The organism is Streptomyces sp. NPDC056452 (assembly GCF_042796085.1).
Lineage (GTDB): Bacteria > Actinomycetota > Actinomycetes > Streptomycetales > Streptomycetaceae > Streptomyces.
This window is the reverse complement of sequence record NZ_JBHTRI010000042.1, coordinates 24688-40255: the sequence shown is the minus strand read 5'-3', so window position 1 is coordinate 40255 and position 15568 is coordinate 24688. Positions and strand designations below refer to the sequence as shown.

At 71.6% G+C, this 15568-nt stretch carries 19 protein-coding genes; 4 read left to right on the top strand and 15 right to left on the bottom strand.

Annotation, left to right across the window (positions count from 1 at the left end; all coding sequences use genetic code 11):
* Positions 1–92: 92 nt before the first annotated feature.
* Both ACFQ6X_RS31435 and ACFQ6X_RS31430 read left to right on the top strand, forming a co-directional pair.
* Positions 93–875: a hypothetical protein gene (locus ACFQ6X_RS31435; RefSeq protein WP_383186470.1), complete on the top strand. Its 783-nt coding sequence runs from the start codon at positions 93–95 to the stop codon at positions 873–875.
* 137 nt (positions 876–1012) lie between these two features.
* Complete coding sequence (locus ACFQ6X_RS31430) at positions 1013–1315, top strand: hypothetical protein (RefSeq protein WP_383186469.1); 303 nt, start codon at positions 1013–1015, stop codon at positions 1313–1315.
* Positions 1316–1376: 61 nt separating this feature from the next.
* Here ACFQ6X_RS31430 and der read toward each other — a convergent pair whose 3' ends face one another.
* The 7 genes from der to ACFQ6X_RS31395 all read right to left on the bottom strand — a co-directional run bounded on the left by der (position 1377) and on the right by ACFQ6X_RS31395 (position 6893).
* Entirely contained in the window at positions 1377–2846 is a 1470-nt protein-coding gene (der, locus tag ACFQ6X_RS31425; RefSeq protein ID WP_329212609.1) for a ribosome biogenesis GTPase Der, read from the bottom strand.
* Between the two features lie 79 nt (positions 2847–2925).
* Complete coding sequence (locus tag ACFQ6X_RS31420; RefSeq protein WP_383186467.1) at positions 2926–3603, bottom strand: lysophospholipid acyltransferase family protein; 678 nt, start codon at positions 3601–3603, stop codon at positions 2926–2928.
* Positions 3600–4316, bottom strand: coding sequence for a (d)CMP kinase (cmk, locus tag ACFQ6X_RS31415; RefSeq protein WP_383186465.1), 717 nt, complete (start codon positions 4314–4316; stop codon positions 3600–3602). Before cmk ends, ACFQ6X_RS31420 begins: the two co-directional genes overlap by 4 nt.
* 101 nt (positions 4317–4417) lie before the next feature.
* Positions 4418–5503: a prephenate dehydrogenase gene (locus ACFQ6X_RS31410; RefSeq protein ID WP_383186463.1), complete on the bottom strand. Its 1086-nt coding sequence runs from the start codon at positions 5501–5503 to the stop codon at positions 4418–4420.
* Complete coding sequence (gene aroH / locus ACFQ6X_RS31405) at positions 5500–5862, bottom strand: chorismate mutase (RefSeq protein ID WP_383186462.1); 363 nt, start codon at positions 5860–5862, stop codon at positions 5500–5502. The genes ACFQ6X_RS31410 and aroH overlap by 4 nt, the downstream gene beginning before the upstream one ends.
* A 36-nt stretch (positions 5863–5898) precedes the next feature.
* Complete coding sequence (locus ACFQ6X_RS31400) at positions 5899–6513, bottom strand: TetR/AcrR family transcriptional regulator (protein ID WP_383186461.1); 615 nt, start codon at positions 6511–6513, stop codon at positions 5899–5901.
* A 17-nt stretch (positions 6514–6530) separates the two neighbouring features.
* A complete protein-coding gene (locus ACFQ6X_RS31395; RefSeq protein WP_383186459.1) occupies positions 6531–6893 on the bottom strand; it encodes a DUF1304 domain-containing protein in 363 nt (120 codons plus the stop codon).
* 152 nt (positions 6894–7045) lie between these two features.
* On the opposite strand from ACFQ6X_RS31395, the gene ACFQ6X_RS31390 reads away from it, so the two are divergent.
* Positions 7046–7486 (top strand): Rieske (2Fe-2S) protein, encoded by a 441-nt coding sequence (locus tag ACFQ6X_RS31390; protein ID WP_383186457.1) that lies wholly within the window; start codon positions 7046–7048, stop codon positions 7484–7486.
* Positions 7487–7504: 18 nt separating this feature from the next.
* The gene (locus ACFQ6X_RS31385) at positions 7505–8197 is read left to right on the top strand and encodes a DNA polymerase beta superfamily protein (RefSeq protein WP_383186455.1); all 693 of its coding nucleotides are present in this window, start codon (positions 7505–7507) and stop codon (positions 8195–8197) included.
* On the opposite strand, the gene ACFQ6X_RS31380 is transcribed toward ACFQ6X_RS31385, so the two are convergent.
* The 8 genes from ACFQ6X_RS31380 to ACFQ6X_RS31345 form a co-directional block, all read right to left on the bottom strand.
* Positions 8194–8970 (bottom strand): DNA polymerase beta superfamily protein, encoded by a 777-nt coding sequence (locus ACFQ6X_RS31380; RefSeq protein WP_383186453.1) that lies wholly within the window; start codon positions 8968–8970, stop codon positions 8194–8196. The genes ACFQ6X_RS31385 and ACFQ6X_RS31380 overlap by 4 nt on opposite strands.
* 3 nt (positions 8971–8973) lie before the next feature.
* Entirely contained in the window at positions 8974–9996 is a 1023-nt protein-coding gene (locus ACFQ6X_RS31375) for an ADP-ribosylglycohydrolase family protein (protein ID WP_383186451.1), read from the bottom strand.
* Positions 9993–10724, bottom strand: a complete 732-nt coding sequence (locus ACFQ6X_RS31370) for an NUDIX domain-containing protein (protein ID WP_383186449.1) — start codon at positions 10722–10724, stop codon at positions 9993–9995. The genes ACFQ6X_RS31375 and ACFQ6X_RS31370 overlap by 4 nt, the downstream gene beginning before the upstream one ends.
* The gene (locus tag ACFQ6X_RS31365; RefSeq protein ID WP_383186447.1) at positions 10721–11800 is read right to left on the bottom strand and encodes an AAA family ATPase; all 1080 of its coding nucleotides are present in this window, start codon (positions 11798–11800) and stop codon (positions 10721–10723) included. Before ACFQ6X_RS31365 ends, ACFQ6X_RS31370 begins: the two co-directional genes overlap by 4 nt.
* The gene (pnuC, locus tag ACFQ6X_RS31360) at positions 11797–12447 is read right to left on the bottom strand and encodes a nicotinamide riboside transporter PnuC (RefSeq protein WP_383186446.1); all 651 of its coding nucleotides are present in this window, start codon (positions 12445–12447) and stop codon (positions 11797–11799) included. The genes ACFQ6X_RS31365 and pnuC overlap by 4 nt, the downstream gene beginning before the upstream one ends.
* Positions 12448–12580: 133 nt before the next feature.
* Entirely contained in the window at positions 12581–13744 is a 1164-nt protein-coding gene (locus ACFQ6X_RS31355) for a pseudouridine synthase (RefSeq protein ID WP_383186445.1), read from the bottom strand.
* The gene (scpB, locus tag ACFQ6X_RS31350) at positions 13744–14394 is read right to left on the bottom strand and encodes an SMC-Scp complex subunit ScpB (RefSeq protein ID WP_383186444.1); all 651 of its coding nucleotides are present in this window, start codon (positions 14392–14394) and stop codon (positions 13744–13746) included. Before scpB ends, ACFQ6X_RS31355 begins: the two co-directional genes overlap by 1 nt.
* The gene (locus tag ACFQ6X_RS31345; protein WP_383186441.1) at positions 14391–15527 is read right to left on the bottom strand and encodes a segregation/condensation protein A; all 1137 of its coding nucleotides are present in this window, start codon (positions 15525–15527) and stop codon (positions 14391–14393) included. The genes scpB and ACFQ6X_RS31345 overlap by 4 nt, the downstream gene beginning before the upstream one ends.
* Positions 15528–15568: the final 41 nt, after the last annotated feature.

The following is a 15568-nucleotide window of genomic DNA, read 5'->3' as shown; positions in this document are numbered from 1 at the left end:
CGATTCGCGCGTGACCCCGGCCCCGGATCACCCGTTGTCTCTTCATGAGCCGGGAACCGCCCGGCCCACGCACCGAGTTCGAGGAGCCACCCGTGCCGCGCATGCTCGACGTCAGCGAGGACGTACGCGCCGAGATCGGCGATGCCGAAGCCGACCGGCTGCTCGTCGGCGACAACGCCCCAGGCAGTTACGACTGCACCTCCTGCCGCACTCCCGGCGACTCCGACCAGGAGCGCACCAGCACGGTGCTGTTCATCGGCGAGGAGACCGCCGTGCTCGCGTTCGCCCACGCGACCTGCATCCCGTCGCAGGTCGTCCAGGTCGCCGAGGACCAGCTGCAGGGCGCCGTGCGATCCATCACCGGCAGCGAGCCACAGAACGCGGAGAGCCTCATGCCCCAGCAGGCCGTCCTCGGTATCACCAGCGGTCTCGTCCTCATCGAGGACGACCTCCGCCCCGCCCTGGTCGTCGAACCGACCGGCCCGATCGCCCGGCCCGGCACGGACGGCCTCGCGGGCGACCAGTTCCTCCAGCTGCTGCAGGAGCAGGGCTTCCTGCCCACGCCCGATCTGAACCGTCTGCCGGGTGTGCTCCCCGGCTGGTCGGTCCTGCTCGCCATGGGGCAGCTGCACGCCGTACTGCAGCCGGGCGCCGGCGGCGGCAACCCGGTCGCCTGGTGGCAGGCCCATCAGCCGCTCCAGGTCACCGAGGGCTGGCGGGCGGCGGCGAACAAGTCACAGACCGTGCTCGTCTTCGCCGCCCCGGCGGGCTCGATCGGCCAGCAGCCGCGCGAGGACCTGCTCCGCGACGCTCTGGACAAGGCCGCGGTCAACGGGCTCCTGGTCGCCGCGTCGATGCCGCTGGCCGGGACCTGATCGTGTCCGTGCTGCCTTCCCACACCCGCCGAACAGCGTTTTCTCCGCCCGGCCCGCATCCGACGGGCAGTGAGGTCGTTGGCACCTACGTGCACTCATACGACCCTCCGCGCCAGCAGCAGACCCCGATCCCGGCCATGCGCCCGTCGCAGGACCCCTCGGGCGGCAAGTCCCCCACCCCGATCTACGACGCGCTGTACTCCGAGTACCGGCGGTCGTTCCGGGCGCTGCCCGGGGACCGGAGCGGCGAGGAGAATCTCGGCTTCAGAACGTTCGGCACCGGGATGTTCGGCAGCCGTGCACCGCTGGGCGGCCGCACGGCGAACGGGCAGGGCAGCCAGAGCGCCCACACCGGGAACCTCGGGTCCTGGCAGCGGGTCGGACGGCATGCCGGGCACGCCCGGCCCGCGGCGCTGCCGCCCGGGTCCGCGGACGCCTGACGGCACGACGAAGCCCCGGACCACTCGCTCCGTGCGAGCGGTCCGGGGCTTCGTCATGCCGTTACTTCTTGCGGCCGCGCTTCTCGCGCACCCGGACCGAGATGTGGAGCGGAGTCCCCTCGAAGCCGAACTCCTCGCGCAGGCGGCGCTCGACGAAGCGGCGGTAACCGTGCTCCAGGAAGCCGGAGGCGAAGAGCACGAACCGCGGCGGCTTCACACCGGCCTGCGTCCCGAAGAGGATGCGGGGCTGCTTGCCGCCGCGGACCGGGTGCGGGTGGGAGGCGACGATCTCACCGAGGAAGGCGTTCAGCCGACCGGTCGGGATACGGGTCTCCCAGCCCTCGATCGCGGTCTCGATCGCCGGGACCAGCCGCTCCATGTGCCGGCCGGTGACGGCCGAGACGTTGACGCGGGGAGCCCAGGCGACCTGCGCGAGCTCCGTCTCGATCTCGCGCTCGAGGTAGTAGCGACGCTCCTCGTCGAGGGTGTCCCACTTGTTGAAGGCGAGCACGATGGCGCGGCCCGACTCGACGGCCATCGTGACGATCCGCTGGTCCTGGACGCTGATGGACTCGCTCGAGTCGATCAGGATGACGGCGACCTCGGCCTTCTCCACGGCGGCCGCGGTGCGCAGCGAGGCGTAGTAGTCCGCGCCCTCCTGGAGGTGCACCTTGCGGCGGATGCCGGCCGTGTCGATGAACTTCCAGGTGATGCCGCCGAGCTCGATCAGCTCGTCGACCGGGTCACGGGTCGTGCCGGCGAGCTCGTTGACGACGACACGGTCCTCGTTGGCGACCTTGTTCAGGAGTGAGGACTTGCCGACGTTCGGGCGGCCGATGAGTGCGATACGGCGCGGACCGCCGAGGGCGGTGCCGAACGTCTGGGCCGGGGCCTCGGGCAGCGCCTCCAGCACGGCGTCGAGCATGTCGCCGGTGCCGCGGCCGTGCAGCGAGGAGACCGGGTGGGGCTGGCCGAGACCGAGCGACCAGAGCGCGGTCGCGTCCGCCTCGCCGCTCTGTCCGTCGACCTTGTTCGCGCACAGGACGACGGGCTTCTTGGCCTTGCGCAGCAGCCTGACGACGGCCTCGTCGGTGTCGGTCGCGCCGACCGTCGCGTCGACGACGAAGACGACCGCGTCGGCCGTCGAGATCGCGTACTCGGCCTGGGCGGCGACGGAGGCGTCGAGGCCCAGTACGTCCTGCTCCCAGCCGCCGGTGTCGACGAGCCTGAAGCGGCGGCCGGCCCATTCGGCCTCGTAGTTCACCCGGTCACGGGTGACGCCCGGCTTGTCCTGCACGACGGCCTCGCGGCGGCCGAGGATGCGGTTCACCAGGGTCGACTTGCCGACATTGGGGCGGCCGACGACGGCGAGGACGGGAAGCGGGCCGTGACCGGCCTCACCGATCGCGCCCTCGACCTCTTCGGGGTCGAACCCCTCCTGCGCGGCGAGCTCCATGAACTCCGCGTACTCGGCGTCGCCAAGTGCTCCGTGCTCGTGGTCCGAGCCGTCGGAGTGAATCTGGTCGTTCATGAAGTCCGTTCCCTCTTTGCATCATCATCGATGGGCCACGATCGCGCGGCCCACTACTCAAGTCTCGCAGGCCCTGCCGTCAATCCGCTGACGGCCGGGCCTGGCGCCCGGTGAGGCGCCTGGCGTTCTCCAGGTGCGCGGTCAGCTTTCCCTGGATACGAAGCGTCGCCTCGTCCAGCGCCTTCCTGGTACGCCGTCCGCTGCCGTCGCCGGCCTGGAAGGCGTCGCCGAAGACGACGTCGACCCGGCTGCGCAGCGGGGGCAGTGCCGGTATCAGCCGTCCGCGGCCCTCGGTGCTTCCCAGGACCGCCACGGGGACGATCGGTGCCCCGCCGCGTACCGCGAAGTACGCGAGTCCTGCCCGCAGGGAGGCGAAGTCGCCCTCGCCCCTGGTGCCCTCGGGGAAGATCCCGAGGACCCCGCCGTTGCCCAGGACACCGAGGGCCTGGGTGATGGCGGTGCGGTCGACGGTCGTGCGGTCCACCTTCAGCTGACCGATTCCGCGCAGGAACGGGTCGAGGGGGCCGACGAACGCCTCTTTCTTGATCAGGAAGTGGACGGGCCGGGGCGCGGTGCCCATCAGCATCGGTCCGTCGATGTTGTGCGCATGGTTCACCGCGAGTATGACGGGTCCGGCGGCGGGTACCCGCCACGCACCGAGGACTCGTGGCTTGAACAGCCCGTACATGAGCCCGATACCGATGCCCCGTCCGACGGCCGCTCCGCGCAGTGCGGGTGCGGCAGTGGCTTCGGTCACTTCACGGCCTGCTTCTCCCCGACGAGGGTGACGACGCACTCGATGACCTGCTGAAGGGTCAGCTCGGTGGTGTCCACCTCGACGGCGTCGCCGGCCTTGGCCAGCGGCGAGGTCTTGCGGTCGGAGTCGGCTGCGTCCCGCTTGATCAGCGCCTCCTTGGTGGTGGCGAGATCGGAACCCTTGACCTCACCGCTGCGACGGGCGGCGCGCGCCTCCGGGGAGGCGGTCAGGAAGATCTTGATGTCGGCGTCGGGCAGCACGGTCGTGCCGATGTCCCGGCCCTCGACGACGATGCCGCGCTCGGCCTCCGCGGCGATGGAGCGCTGCAGCTCGGTGATCAGGGTGCGCACCTCCGGGACGGCGCTGACGGCGCTGACCTTGGAGGTGACCTCCTGGGTGCGGATCGGACCGGAGGCGTCCTCGCCGTCGACGGTGATCGTCGGGGCGGCCGGGTCCGTACCGGAGACGATGACCGGCTTGGCGGCGGCGGTGGCGATCTCGGACGGGTTCTGCACGTCGATGCCGTTGTTCAGCATCCACCACGTGATCGCCCGGTACTGGGCGCCGGTGTCCAGGTAGCTCAGGCCGAGCTGGGCGGCGACGGCCTTGGAGGTGCTCGACTTGCCGGTGCCGGAGGGTCCGTCGATGGCGACGATCACTGCGGCCGGTGCGGTCCGGGCGGCGGCGCTTACGGTTTCCACGGTGGTGGACACCTTCCTGGTACACGGGGTGGGCGGAGCGGGCCACGGGACGGCCTCCCCCAAGGTTACCGAGTGCGGGAAGGGCCCTCGCGCACCCCTGTCCCGCCGTCCCGCTACGGGCGGATCGACCAGCCCCGCTCGCTGAGCGCCGCGCTCAGTGCGGGCGCCGCGCTCGGTTCGACCATGAGCTGGACCAGACCGGCCTGCTGCCCGGTGGCGTGCTCGATGCGTACGTCCTCGACGTTGACCCCGGCCCGCCCCGCGTCGGCGAAGATCGCGGCCAGTTCGCCGGGCCGGTCGCTGATGAGCACGGCCACGATCTCGTACGAGGCCGGGGCGGCGCCGTGCTTGCCCGGCACCCTCACCCGGCCGGCGTTGCCGCGGCGCAGGACGTCCTCGATGCCTTCGGTGCCCGCGCGGCGCTTGTCCTCGTCGGCGGACTGGAGGCCGCGCAGCGCCCGTACCGTCTCGTCCAGGTCGGTGGCGACGCCGGCCAGGACGTCGGCGACCGGGCCGGGGTTGGCGGAGAGGATCTCCACCCACATCCGGGGGTCGGAGGCGGCGATCCGGGTGACGTCCCTGATTCCCTGGCCGCACAGGCGTACGGCTGTCTCGTCGGCCTCCTCCAGGCGGGCGGCGACCATCGAGGAGATCAGCTGCGGGGTGTGGGAGACCAGGGCGACGGCTCGGTCGTGGGCGTCGGCGTCCATGACGACGGGGACCGCGCGGCAGAGCGCGACCAGTTCCAGGGCGAGGTTGAGGACCTCGGTGTCGGTGTCCCGGGTCGGGGTGAGGACCCAGGGGCGGCCCTCGAAGAGGTCGGCGGTGGCGGCGAGGGGGCCTGAGCGCTCCTTGCCGGCCATGGGGTGCGTACCGATGTACGGGGCGAGGTCGATGCCGCGCGCCTCCAGCTCCCGGCGCGGGCCGCCCTTGACGCTGGCGACGTCCAGGTAGCCGCGGGCGACACCGTCACGCATGGCGGTGGCCAGGACGGACGCGGTGTGCGCGGGCGGTACGGCGATGATCGCCAGGTCGACGGGGCCCTCGGGCGCCTCTTCCGTACCTGCCCCGAGCGCTGCCGCCGTCCCGGCCGACGTGGTGTCCCGGTCGACGAGGTGGACATGGACGCCCCGCCCCGCGAGAGCGAGGGCTGCGGAGGTGCCGACCAGGCCGGTTCCGATGACGACGGCTGTTCTCACTGGGCGATGTCCTTGCGGAGGGCGCCGGTGGCGCCGAGGTAGACGTGGCTGATCTCTGCTTTGGAGAGGTATGTCTCGACGTGCGCGAGTATGCGGACCACCCGGGGCATGGCCCCGGTGATGTCGAGCTCCTGGGCGCAGATCAGCGGTACGTCGACGATGCCGAGGCCGCGTGCGGCGGCGGCCGGGAAGTCGCTGTGCAGATCGGGGGTGGCGGTGAACCAGACACTGATCAGGTCGTCGGCGACTATCTGGTTGCGCTCCAGAATCGCGGTGAGCAGCGCACCCACCTGCTCGTCCATGTGTCCGGCTTCGTCCCGCTCCAGCTGGACGGCGCCTCGGATCGCTCGTACCGCCACGTCGTAACCCCTTGCTTCTTCGTTCTGCGTGCTCTTTCAGCCTAGAGGTGCGGCGGGACCCGCGGTCGCCGCGCTCTGTCCGTGAGACGCCGCCGCGGCGTGCACGGCGAGGAGGTTGCGCCAGATCCGCCCGGCGAGCTGCTCCGGTGTGGCGTCGGTCCGGTCGTGGACCCAGTCGGCGAGCATTCCGGTGAACAGCCCGGCCACGGCGCTCGCGGTGAGGTCGTGGCCACTGCCGCCCGGCCTGCGCCGCCGCAGTTCGTCGATGCTGCGCTGCCGCAGCTCCTGGTGCAGCAGGTCACCGAGGGGGCCGCCGGGGCCGAGCAGGCTCCGGTAGACGGCGGCCCGGCCGCGCACGTCCGCGAGCAGGGCGACCAGCTCTTCCGGGGGCGCGTCGGGTCCTGGGGGTGTCCGGTCCCAGGCGTGGAGGGCGTCGACCGCCTCCCGTACGGGCCCGGCGCAGGCGTCCAGGGCCAGGGCGCGCAGATCGTCGTAGTGCAGATAGAAGGTGGCGCGCCCGACGCCCGCCCCGCGCACCACGTCCGCGACGCTGACCCGGTCCAGCGACCGCTCGGCACAGGCCTCCAGCAGCGCCTCCCGGAGCCTGCCGCGGGTGCGTGCGGTACGCGGGTCGCCGCTGCCGTCCGTCACCGCCGGCGCCATGGCGCTCAGCCCGCCGACAGAACGAGGGCGAGCGCGAGGGCGGCGGGTGCCGCCTGGACGTAGAGGATCTTGCGGCTGACGGTGGCCGCCCCGTACACCCCGGCGACGATCAGGCAGCTCAGGAAGAAGATCTGCGCCTGGTGGGCGACGGGATCGCCCGCGATCAGGCTCCAGACCAGCCCGGCGGCCATGAATCCGTTGTAGAGCCCCTGGTTGGCGGCGAGGGTGGCGCTCTGCCCGGAGAACTCCTCGGTGGTGCCGAAAGCCTTCCGGCCGCGCGGGGTGTCCCAGAGGAACATCTCCAGGACGAGGAAGTAGGCGTGGATCAGCGCGACGAGCGCGACCAGCACCTGGGCGGCGGTCTGCATGACGTTCGGCCTCCTGCGAGTAGATTTCCTGGACAACTGTACAGGAAGTGGCTCCATCGCCACTCGCCCGGCCGCACCCGCCGCCCGGTTGCTTCGTCCGCGCGGCCCGCGGCGCCACGATGCCTCCCATCGACCACCACGCGAGGAGAGCCATGAACGCACGGCGAAGGACGGTCCTGACGGCGGGCGCCGCCGCACTGGTGACCGGCTGCGGCTCGTCCGGCGACGGGGACGGCGACGGAAGCACGGCCCCGGCCTCGGAGACCGGGAAGACCCCGGATACCCCGGAAGCCTCGGGGACCTCCGCCGGGGAGCTGACCCGGACCTCCGACGTCCCGGTCGGCGGTGGCACGATCTTCAAGGACCGCAAGGTGGTGGTGACCCAGCCGGAGGCGGGCGAGTTCAAGGCCTTCTCCGCCGTCTGCACCCACGCGGGCTGCATCGTCGCGTCGGTGAGCGACGGCACGATCAACTGTGCCTGCCACGGCAGCAAGTTCAGCATCACGGACGCCGCTGTCGAAGCCGGTCCCGCCACGCGCCCGCTGCCCGCCGAGCAGATCACCGTCGAAGGCGACAGCATCCGGCTCGGGTAGGCCGGTAGCCTCGCGCCCATGACCACCCCTGAGGCCGAGGCCCTCGTACGCGATCACACGGTCTACTCGTGTGTGATGGGCTCCCGCGCCTTCGGGCTGGCGACGGACGACAGCGACACGGACCGGCGCGGGATCTTCCTCGCGCCGACTCCGCTGTTCTGGCGCTTCACCAAGCCGCCGACGCATGTCGACGGACCTGGTGCGGAGCAGTTCTCCTGGGAGCTGGAGCGCTTCTGCGAGCTGGCACTCCGGGCCAATCCCAATGTGCTGGAGTGCCTGCACTCGCCGCTCGTGGAGCGGATCGACGACACCGGCCGGGAACTGCTCGGTCTGCGCGGGGCGTTCCTGTCCCGCCGGGCACACGAGACGTTCGTCCGCTACGCGATGGGGCAGCGCAAGAAGCTGGAGGCGGACGTCCGGCAGTACGGCGTCCCGCGCTGGAAGCACGCCATGCACCTGCTGCGGCTGCTGGCGGCCGGCCGGGACCTGCTGCGGACGGGCCGGCTGACGATCGAGGTGGGCGACGCGCGCGAGGAGCTCCTCGCGGTGAAGCGGGGCGAGGTCCCGTGGTCCGAGGTGGAGCGCCGGATGAACCGCCTGGCCGAGGACAACGACGAGGCGGTCTCCCGTTCGCCGCTGCCCCCGGAGCCGGATGTGGAGCGTGTGGAGGCGTTCCTGGTCCGCTCCCGGAGGGCGTCGGCGGCCGGCTAGCCGAGCCGCGCGCGGACCACCAGGTCGTGCAGCGCGTCGAACCCCGACCCGGCGTCGGCCAGCCGTGAACCGGCCTGGGCCTCGTCGAGGACCGTGTGCAGCGCCTCGACGTCCCGCGCCGCCACCGCACCGTCCACGGTGTGGGCGCCGCCGTGCTCGGCCTCCGCCTTGGCCTCGATCAGGGAGGGCACATACGCGGGTGCCGCGACCTCCCCCAGCAGTGTCGGCAGGTGTGCCACCAGTTCACCGCTGCGCATGAGGTGGATGCCGGTGAGCAGGGCCCGGAACGTGTAGAGCAGCGGTTTCAGTTCACCGGTCTTCTCGAACAGCCGCCACTGGGTGCCGGCGAACCCCCGGTAGTGGTGGGCGTGGTTGCGGGTCAGCACGCTCGGCGCCAGGGCGGTCAGTTCCGTGTGGAGCGCGGTGGTGTGCACGACCAGCGGGGACAGCAACTGCTCCAGTACGTAGCCGTTGGGCTTCAGCATGAGGCGGACGAACTTGCGGAGATCGTGGGTGACGAGATCCATCTCGACACCGTCGCGGTCCCACATGCGCGAGCGCGTCTCCTCGGGGTCGCGCAGCCCGACGAGGTCCTCCGCGGGCAGGACGTGGACCCCCCGCAGGTCCACGTCCGAGTCGCGGGAGGGGAAGCCGTACAGATGCGCGCCGGAGACCGTGGCGAACAGGAGCGGTCCGGGCTCCTCGGCGAGGACCGGGGCGAAGTCGGTGACCGGCAGCCCGGCCCGTAGGAGGGACGTCGTGTCGAGGTGCATGGATCAAGAGTCCCAGAGCGCCCCGAGCGACAGCAGGTCGCTCCGGTACTCGATGCGTTCCGACCATTCCTTGGGCCAGGCCGCCGCCCCCAGATGTGCCCCGGCCAGCGCTCCCGTCAGGCAGCCCAGCGAGTCGGAGTCGCCGCGGGTGCAGGCGGCCCTGCGCAGTGCGGTGGCCGGTTCCTCCGGGAAGAGCAGGAAGCAGTGCAGGGCCGTGGCCAGGGCCTCCTCGGCGATCCAGCCGTCACCGGTGGCCTCGCAGGGGTCGGTCTCCGGGGAGGGGCGACGAGTTGCGTCCTGGACCTTGGCCAGGGCACTGAGGCACTCGTCCCAGCCCCGGCCGATGTACTCCTGGGGCGAGGCGTCGCCCGCGTACCGCCAGAGGTCGCCGAGCCAGCGCTCCAGGTAGCGACCCCTGCTCTCGAACGCGTAGCTGCGCAACTGCCCGACCAGGCCCATGGGTTCGGCCCCCTGCGCCAGCAGGAACACCGCGCGGGCCATCAGGTCGGAGGCGGCCAGGGCGGTGGGGTGGCCGTGGGTGAGGGCGGCCTGGAGCTGTGCCGCGCCGGAGCGCTGCTCCTCGCTGAGGCCGGGTACGAGCCCGACGGGTGCGACCCGCATGTTGGCGCCGCAGCCCTTGGAGCCCGTCTGGCTGGCCTCCTGCCAGGGCCGTTCGCTGTCGAGCATGCGGCAGGCCGTCATGCAGGTGCGGCCGGGGGCGCGGTTGTTGTCCGGGGAGTGGTACCAGTCGACGAACTCCTCGCGGACGGGGCCCACCAGCCGCAGCGGGGTGAGCAGGCCGCGGTCCATCGCGGTGCGTATGCCGCGCCCCAGGGCGAGTGTCATCTGGGTGTCGTCGCTGACGATCGCCGGCTTCGGGAGCCGCATCTGCCGCCACGGCCCGCACTTGGCGAGGATGGACGGCACGTTGTTGAACTCGGTCGGGAAGCCCAGCGCGTCACCGAGCGCGAGCCCGGTCAGCGCGCCCGAGGCCGCCTGTTTGGTGAGAATCCTTGTCGGGATCATGATGTCCGTCCTTCCGGGCGCAGGAGTGGAGGGTGCAGGGCGGTGGCGGCACCCGCCCGGTACAGAGCGGCCGGTTTCCCCCGTCCGCCGGTGCGGCGCGGCGGTCCGTCGACGGCCTCGACGAAGCCGGGCGTGGTCAGGACCTTGCGCCGGAAGTTGGGCCGGTCCAGCTCGACGCCCCAGACGGTCTCGTAGACCTGCTGGAGGTCCCCGAGCGTGAACTCGGCGGGGCAGAAGGCCGTCGCCAGACAGGAGTACTCGAGCTTGGCGCAGATCCGGTCGTGCGCGTCGGCCAGGATGCCGTCGTGGTCGAAGGCGAGCGGCCCGGTTCCGCCGGTGTCCCACCACTGGGCGCGCGCCGCGTCGCCGCCGCCCCGCGGTTCGGGCAGGTCGGGCACGAGCGCGGCGTAGGCGACGGAGACGACCCGCATCCTGGGGTCGCGGTCCGGATCGCTGTAGGTGCGCAGCTGTTCCAGGTGGAAGGCGCTCACGGTGTTCTGGGTGAGGCCGGTCTCCTCGGCGAGTTCGCGGCGTGCCGCCTCCTCGGCGGATTCGCGGGGCAGCACGAAGCCGCCGGGCAGCGCCCAGTGGCCCTTGTAGGGGTTCTCGCCCCGTTCCACGAGCAGCACGTGGAGCCGGCCTTCCCGGACGGTGAAGACCGCGAGGTCGACGGTGACGGCGAAGGGCGCGAAGGCATGGGGGTCGTATCCCTCGGGGACGGTGCTCATCGCTTCTCCGGGAGGGGTTCGGTGAAGTACGGGCCGGAGGAGAGGAGTTCGTCGACGGCGGCGACCGCTGTGTCCAGCCGCGTCCGGGGCGGGCCCGTGACCTCGATGAACTTCCGGCCCGTACGGGTGAGTTCGGCGCGGAACCGGTCCGTCATCCAGGGCCGCAGCTCCTCACCGTCGCGCAGTCCGTCGTCCTCGAAGGCGACGCCCTCGTGATCGGTGAGCAGCCAGAGGTGGTGGGCTGTCCGGTCGGCGGTCTTCTCCACGAGCGGGTTGCGGCCGCCGATGTACCTCTCGTGCCAGACGGTGGTGGCGAAGGAATCCGTGTCGCAGAAGAGCACCGGGGAGCCGATCCGGGCGGCAGCCTCCTCACGGGCGTTCTGGGTCTCGGCGATGAGGGGGAAGTCGTCGGTGGTGAAGGTGACGTCCTCCCACTGCGCGCCGGGCCATCGGCCGCGCAGATCGGCCAGCTTCCGTTCGCTGAACTCCCGCCCGTACTCGGCGACGTACTGGGTGTGCGCCCACGTGCCGCCGCGCCGCCGGTAGTGCTCGGTCAGCGCCCGGGCCAGGGTCGTGGTGCCGGTGGACTCGGCGCCGAGTACGACGATCCGGCGGGTGAGCGCGGCCCGTACGGGCGGTTCGAGGAAGTCCCAGCTGCCGGCCGGGTCCGCGCGGACCGTGGTTCCGGAGACGGGGAAGACGGTGCGGCCGGGGTCGACGAGGACGGACCGGGCGCCGAAGCGGCGGGCGAGTTCGTCCCCGTACGACTCCGAGGTGAAGACGGCGTCGACCTGTTCGGGTACGGCCCCGGTGAACACGGCCATGTGCGCGTCCCAGATCAGGGGGTCGTTCAGGTCCATGGGGGTGTCGTCGACTGCACCCACCACCCGTACGTCCGGGTGGACTTCGCGCATCCAGGCGACCCGGTCGGCCAGGGGCACCGATTCGACGGAGGCCGCGCAGACCAGGACGGTGAGCCGCTCGCAGCGGTCCTGGGCGGTGCGGACGAGGTGGTGGTGGCCGGCGTGCGGCGGATAGAACTTGCCGAGGACCAGACCGTGTCCGTAGCTCTTCATGCGGGCACCCGCTCCCGGCCCGGGGCTGCGGCGAGGTCGCGGCTCCAGTTGCGCAGCCCGATGAGGCAGAGCGTGAGGAAACCGGCGTACAGCAGGGAGGTCAGGTAGAGCTCCTTGTACGCGTACAGCGGGATGTAGACCACGTCGGCGGCGATCCACAGCCACCAGGACTCGACCCGCTTGCGGCACTGCCCGTACGTGGCCATGAGGGACAGCGAGGTCGTCAGGGCGTCCCAGAACGGCACGGTGGAGTCCGTGGCCCTGGACAGCAGCAGGGTGAGCCCGAGGGTCCCCACCGCCCCCGCCGCGAGCAGCCAGGTCCATTCGGTGCGCGTGGTTCTGCGCACCGGCAGGACGGTCGCACCTGGTCCACCCCCGTGGGTCCAGGTCCACCAGCCGTACGCGGCGAGGGTGATGAAGACGATCTGCAGGCCGGCGTCGGCGTACAGACCGGACTGGGCGAACAGCAGGATGAAGAACAGGTTGTTGGCGATGCCGATCGGCCAGTTGGCGAGGTGCTGGCGGGCCACGAGCCACACGCACAGCGCCCCGCTGCCGAAGCCGAGCACCTCGGTCCAGCTGACCGGGGTGTCCAGGACCGTCACCAGGGGCTGTTGCAGGGGGTCGAGTATCTCCGCGAGCGTCACGCCGTTCCTTCTCTCTTCTTTATGGTCACTCTGACTATAAAGAAGAAACGGCGGCAGCAAAAGGGCCCGCGGCCGGTTCCTGTTCGAAAACGAACCAGGAACCGGCCGCGGGCCGTTCGGTGCGGGGCGCGGGTTACAGACCGACCTCGCGCATCAGCATGCCGACCTCGGTGTTGGTCAGGCGGCGCAGCCAGCCGGACTTCTGGTCGCCGAGCGGGATCGGTCCGAAGGACGTACGCACGAGCCGCTCGACCGGGAAGCCGGCCTCAGCCAGCATCCGGCGGACGATGTGCTTGCGGCCCTCGTGGAGGGTCACCTCGACCAGGTAGTTCTTGCCGGTGTTCTCGACGACGCGGAAGTGGTCGGCGCGGGCGTACCCGTCCTCCAGCTGGATGCCGTCCTTGAGCCGCTTGCCGAGGTCGCGCGGGAGCGGCCCCTGGATGGCGGCCAGGTAGATCTTCTTCACCCCGTACCCGGGGTGCGTCAGACGGTGGGCCAGCTCACCGTGGTTGGTGAGCAGGATGATGCCCTCGGTCTCGGTGTCGAGCCGGCCGACGTGGAACAGCCGCGTCTCGCGGTTGTTGACGTAGTCGCCGAGGTTCTGGCGGCCGTCGGGGTCACCCATCGTGGAGACGACACCGGCGGGCTTGTTCAGCGCGAAGAACAGGTGCGACTGGGTCGCGACGGTCAGGCCGTCGACCTTGATCTCGTCCTTCTGCGGGTCGACACGCCTGCCCTGCTCGAGGACGATCTCGCCGTTGACCTCGACCCTGGCCTGCTCGATGAGCTCTTCGCACGCGCGGCGCGAGCCCATGCCGGCGCGGGCGAGGATCTTCTGCAGCCGCTCGCCCTCCTGCTCGGCGCCCGGGTGCGTCTTGGGCGTCTTGACGTCGGGCTTGTCCGCGTACCTGTCACGGTTGCGCTGCTCGATCTTGGCGTCGAGCTCGCGGGGGCGGGACGGAGCACCCACGCGGCGTCCACCCTTGGTCACGTTCTGTGCGGACTTGGGGCCGCCCTTGGCCCCTCCACGGGCCGCCGCGCCGCGGCCCTTGCGGGCGCCGCCGTCGCCGCCCGGCTTGTCGGAGCCCACGTCGTAGCGGCGCTCCTCGGGGCGGGGCCTGCGGGGGCGCTGCTCCTGCTTGTCGTCGCGCGCGCCCTCGCGCCCGCCGTCACGTCCGCCGTCGGCCTTCGGTCCCCCGGCCTTGGGCCGGAAGGAGCCGCCCGAGCCGCCCCGGGGGTTCCGGTTGCCGCCGCTCTTGCCGCTGCCGCTTCCGTTGCTGCTGCCACTGCTTCGCATCAAAATTCCGTCTTGTCGTCTGCGTGAGTTTCCGGGGTGTCCGGTGCGTCCGGATCGAACGACGGCACACCCTCTAGCGTCTCAGCCTCGATCGCGTCCGCCTCCGGGAGGAAGGGCGCGAGCTCCGGGAGCTCGTCCAGGCCTCGCAGGCCCATGCGCTCCAGAAAGTAGTTCGTCGTCCTGTACAGGATCGCACCTGTTTCGGGTTCCGCGCCCGCCTCCTCCACCAGACCCCTCTGGAGGAGGGTCCGCATGACCCCGTCGCAGTTGACTCCGCGCACCGCCGAGACCCTCGACCGGCTCACCGGCTGGCGGTAGGCGACCACCGCGAGCGTCTCCAGGGCCGCCTGGGTGAGCCGGGCGTGCTGCCCGTCCAGGACGAAGCCCTCGACCGCCTCCGCGTACTCCGGGCGGGTGTAGAAGCGCCAGCCCCCGGCGACGAGCCGCAGGTCGAAGCCGCGGCGCTGGACGGTGTACTCGTCCGCCAGCTCCCGCAGGGCGTCCGCGACGGCCCGGCGGGGCCGCTGGAGCACCTTGGCGAGGTGTTCCTCGGTGGCGGGCTCGTCGACGACCATCAGGACCGCCTCCAGTGCGGGCTTGAGGTCGAGACCGGCGACCGTAGCGTCGCGCCCCTCGTCTTCTGCGCTCATTCCCGTTCGCCCTCCAGTATCTCTCGCGCCTCTTGGTCGAACTCGTCCGTCACCAGGGCTTCGGCCCCTTCTCCGCCCGCCCAGCGCACGATGAGATCACCGAGTGCCTCCTCCTGGTCCAGGACGACCGCCTTCTCCCGGTAGAGCTCCAGGAGCGCCAGGAACCGGGCGACGACGGTGAGGGTGTCCGGTGCGTCCTCGGTGAGCGTCCGGAAGCTGAGCTCGCCCTCCGCGCGCAGCCGCGCCACCACGATCTCCCCCTGTTCACGCACGCTGACCAGCGGTGCGTGGATGTGGTCGACGTACACCTGCGGCTTGGGCTTCGGCTGCATCGCCTTCACCGCGAGCCTGGCGAAGCCGTCCGGGCCGATGCTGATGACGACCTCGGGCAGCAGCGCCGCGTGGTGGGGTTCGAGCCCGACGGTACGGGGGTAGCGGCGGGACTCCGACTCCAGCCGCTCGCTGAAGATCTCGGCGATCCGCTTGTACGCCCGGTACTGCAGGAGCCGTGCGAAGAGCAGGTCCCGCGCCTCCAGGAGCGCGAGGTCCGCCTCGTCCTCCACTTCGGCGGTGGGCAGCAGCCGGGCGGCCTTCAGATCGAGCAGGGTCGCGGCGACGACGAGGAATTCGGTGGTCTGGTCGAGATCCCAGTCCGGGCCCATGGCCCGGATGTGTCCCATGAACTCGTCGGTGACCTTGGACAGCGCGACCTCGGTCACATCGAGCTTGTGCTTGGAGATCAGCTGGAGCAGCAGGTCGAAGGGGCCCTCGAAATTGACCAGCCGCACGGTGAACCGCTTGTCGTCGGCGGTCCCGGGCGCCTGATCCCCGTCGGGCGTCCGCGGATCCGAGGCAGGACCCGGGGCGGGATCCGGAACCGGGGCGGTCCCTGTGTCCGCCTGGGCGGGCTGCGGCACACCTGTGGCGCCCTCACGGGGGCCACCGGCGCCCGGGCCCTCCTCCGGGGCTCCCGGGACCTCTCCGGCCTCCTGCGGCGTGCCTGTCGCCCCCACGGGTACCTCCGGCGCGTCCACCGGCCCGGCGGCTGCGGCCGGCGGATCCGCGGGCCGGACACCCGGTCCGCGGCCGAGAGCACGGCGGGGCGGGCGGGTGGAGTCGTCGGCAGTCGGCATTGCGGTCCAGGGGTGCGGCGGAGGGACGGACGGGCGCTGGC

Coding starts and splice junctions, on each gene's coding strand:
- ACFQ6X_RS31390 (WP_383186457.1), top strand. CDS start 7,046: ATGAACGCACGGCGAAGGACGGTCCTGACGGCGGGCGCCGCCGCACTG.
- ACFQ6X_RS31370 (WP_383186449.1), bottom strand. CDS start 10,724: ATGAGCACCGTCCCCGAGGGATACGACCCCCATGCCTTCGCGCCCTTC.
- ACFQ6X_RS31385 (WP_383186455.1), top strand. CDS start 7,505: ATGACCACCCCTGAGGCCGAGGCCCTCGTACGCGATCACACGGTCTAC.
- ACFQ6X_RS31395 (WP_383186459.1), bottom strand. CDS start 6,893: ATGCAGACCGCCGCCCAGGTGCTGGTCGCGCTCGTCGCGCTGATCCAC.
- ACFQ6X_RS31355 (WP_383186445.1), bottom strand. CDS start 13,744: ATGCGAAGCAGTGGCAGCAGCAACGGAAGCGGCAGCGGCAAGAGCGGC.
- ACFQ6X_RS31345 (WP_383186441.1), bottom strand. CDS start 15,527: ATGCCGACTGCCGACGACTCCACCCGCCCGCCCCGCCGTGCTCTCGGC.
- ACFQ6X_RS31430 (WP_383186469.1), top strand. CDS start 1,013: ATGCGCCCGTCGCAGGACCCCTCGGGCGGCAAGTCCCCCACCCCGATC.
- der (WP_329212609.1), bottom strand. CDS start 2,846: ATGAACGACCAGATTCACTCCGACGGCTCGGACCACGAGCACGGAGCA.
- ACFQ6X_RS31375 (WP_383186451.1), bottom strand. CDS start 9,996: ATGATCCCGACAAGGATTCTCACCAAACAGGCGGCCTCGGGCGCGCTG.
- ACFQ6X_RS31380 (WP_383186453.1), bottom strand. CDS start 8,970: ATGCACCTCGACACGACGTCCCTCCTACGGGCCGGGCTGCCGGTCACC.
- ACFQ6X_RS31365 (WP_383186447.1), bottom strand. CDS start 11,800: ATGAAGAGCTACGGACACGGTCTGGTCCTCGGCAAGTTCTATCCGCCG.
- scpB (WP_383186444.1), bottom strand. CDS start 14,394: ATGAGCGCAGAAGACGAGGGGCGCGACGCTACGGTCGCCGGTCTCGAC.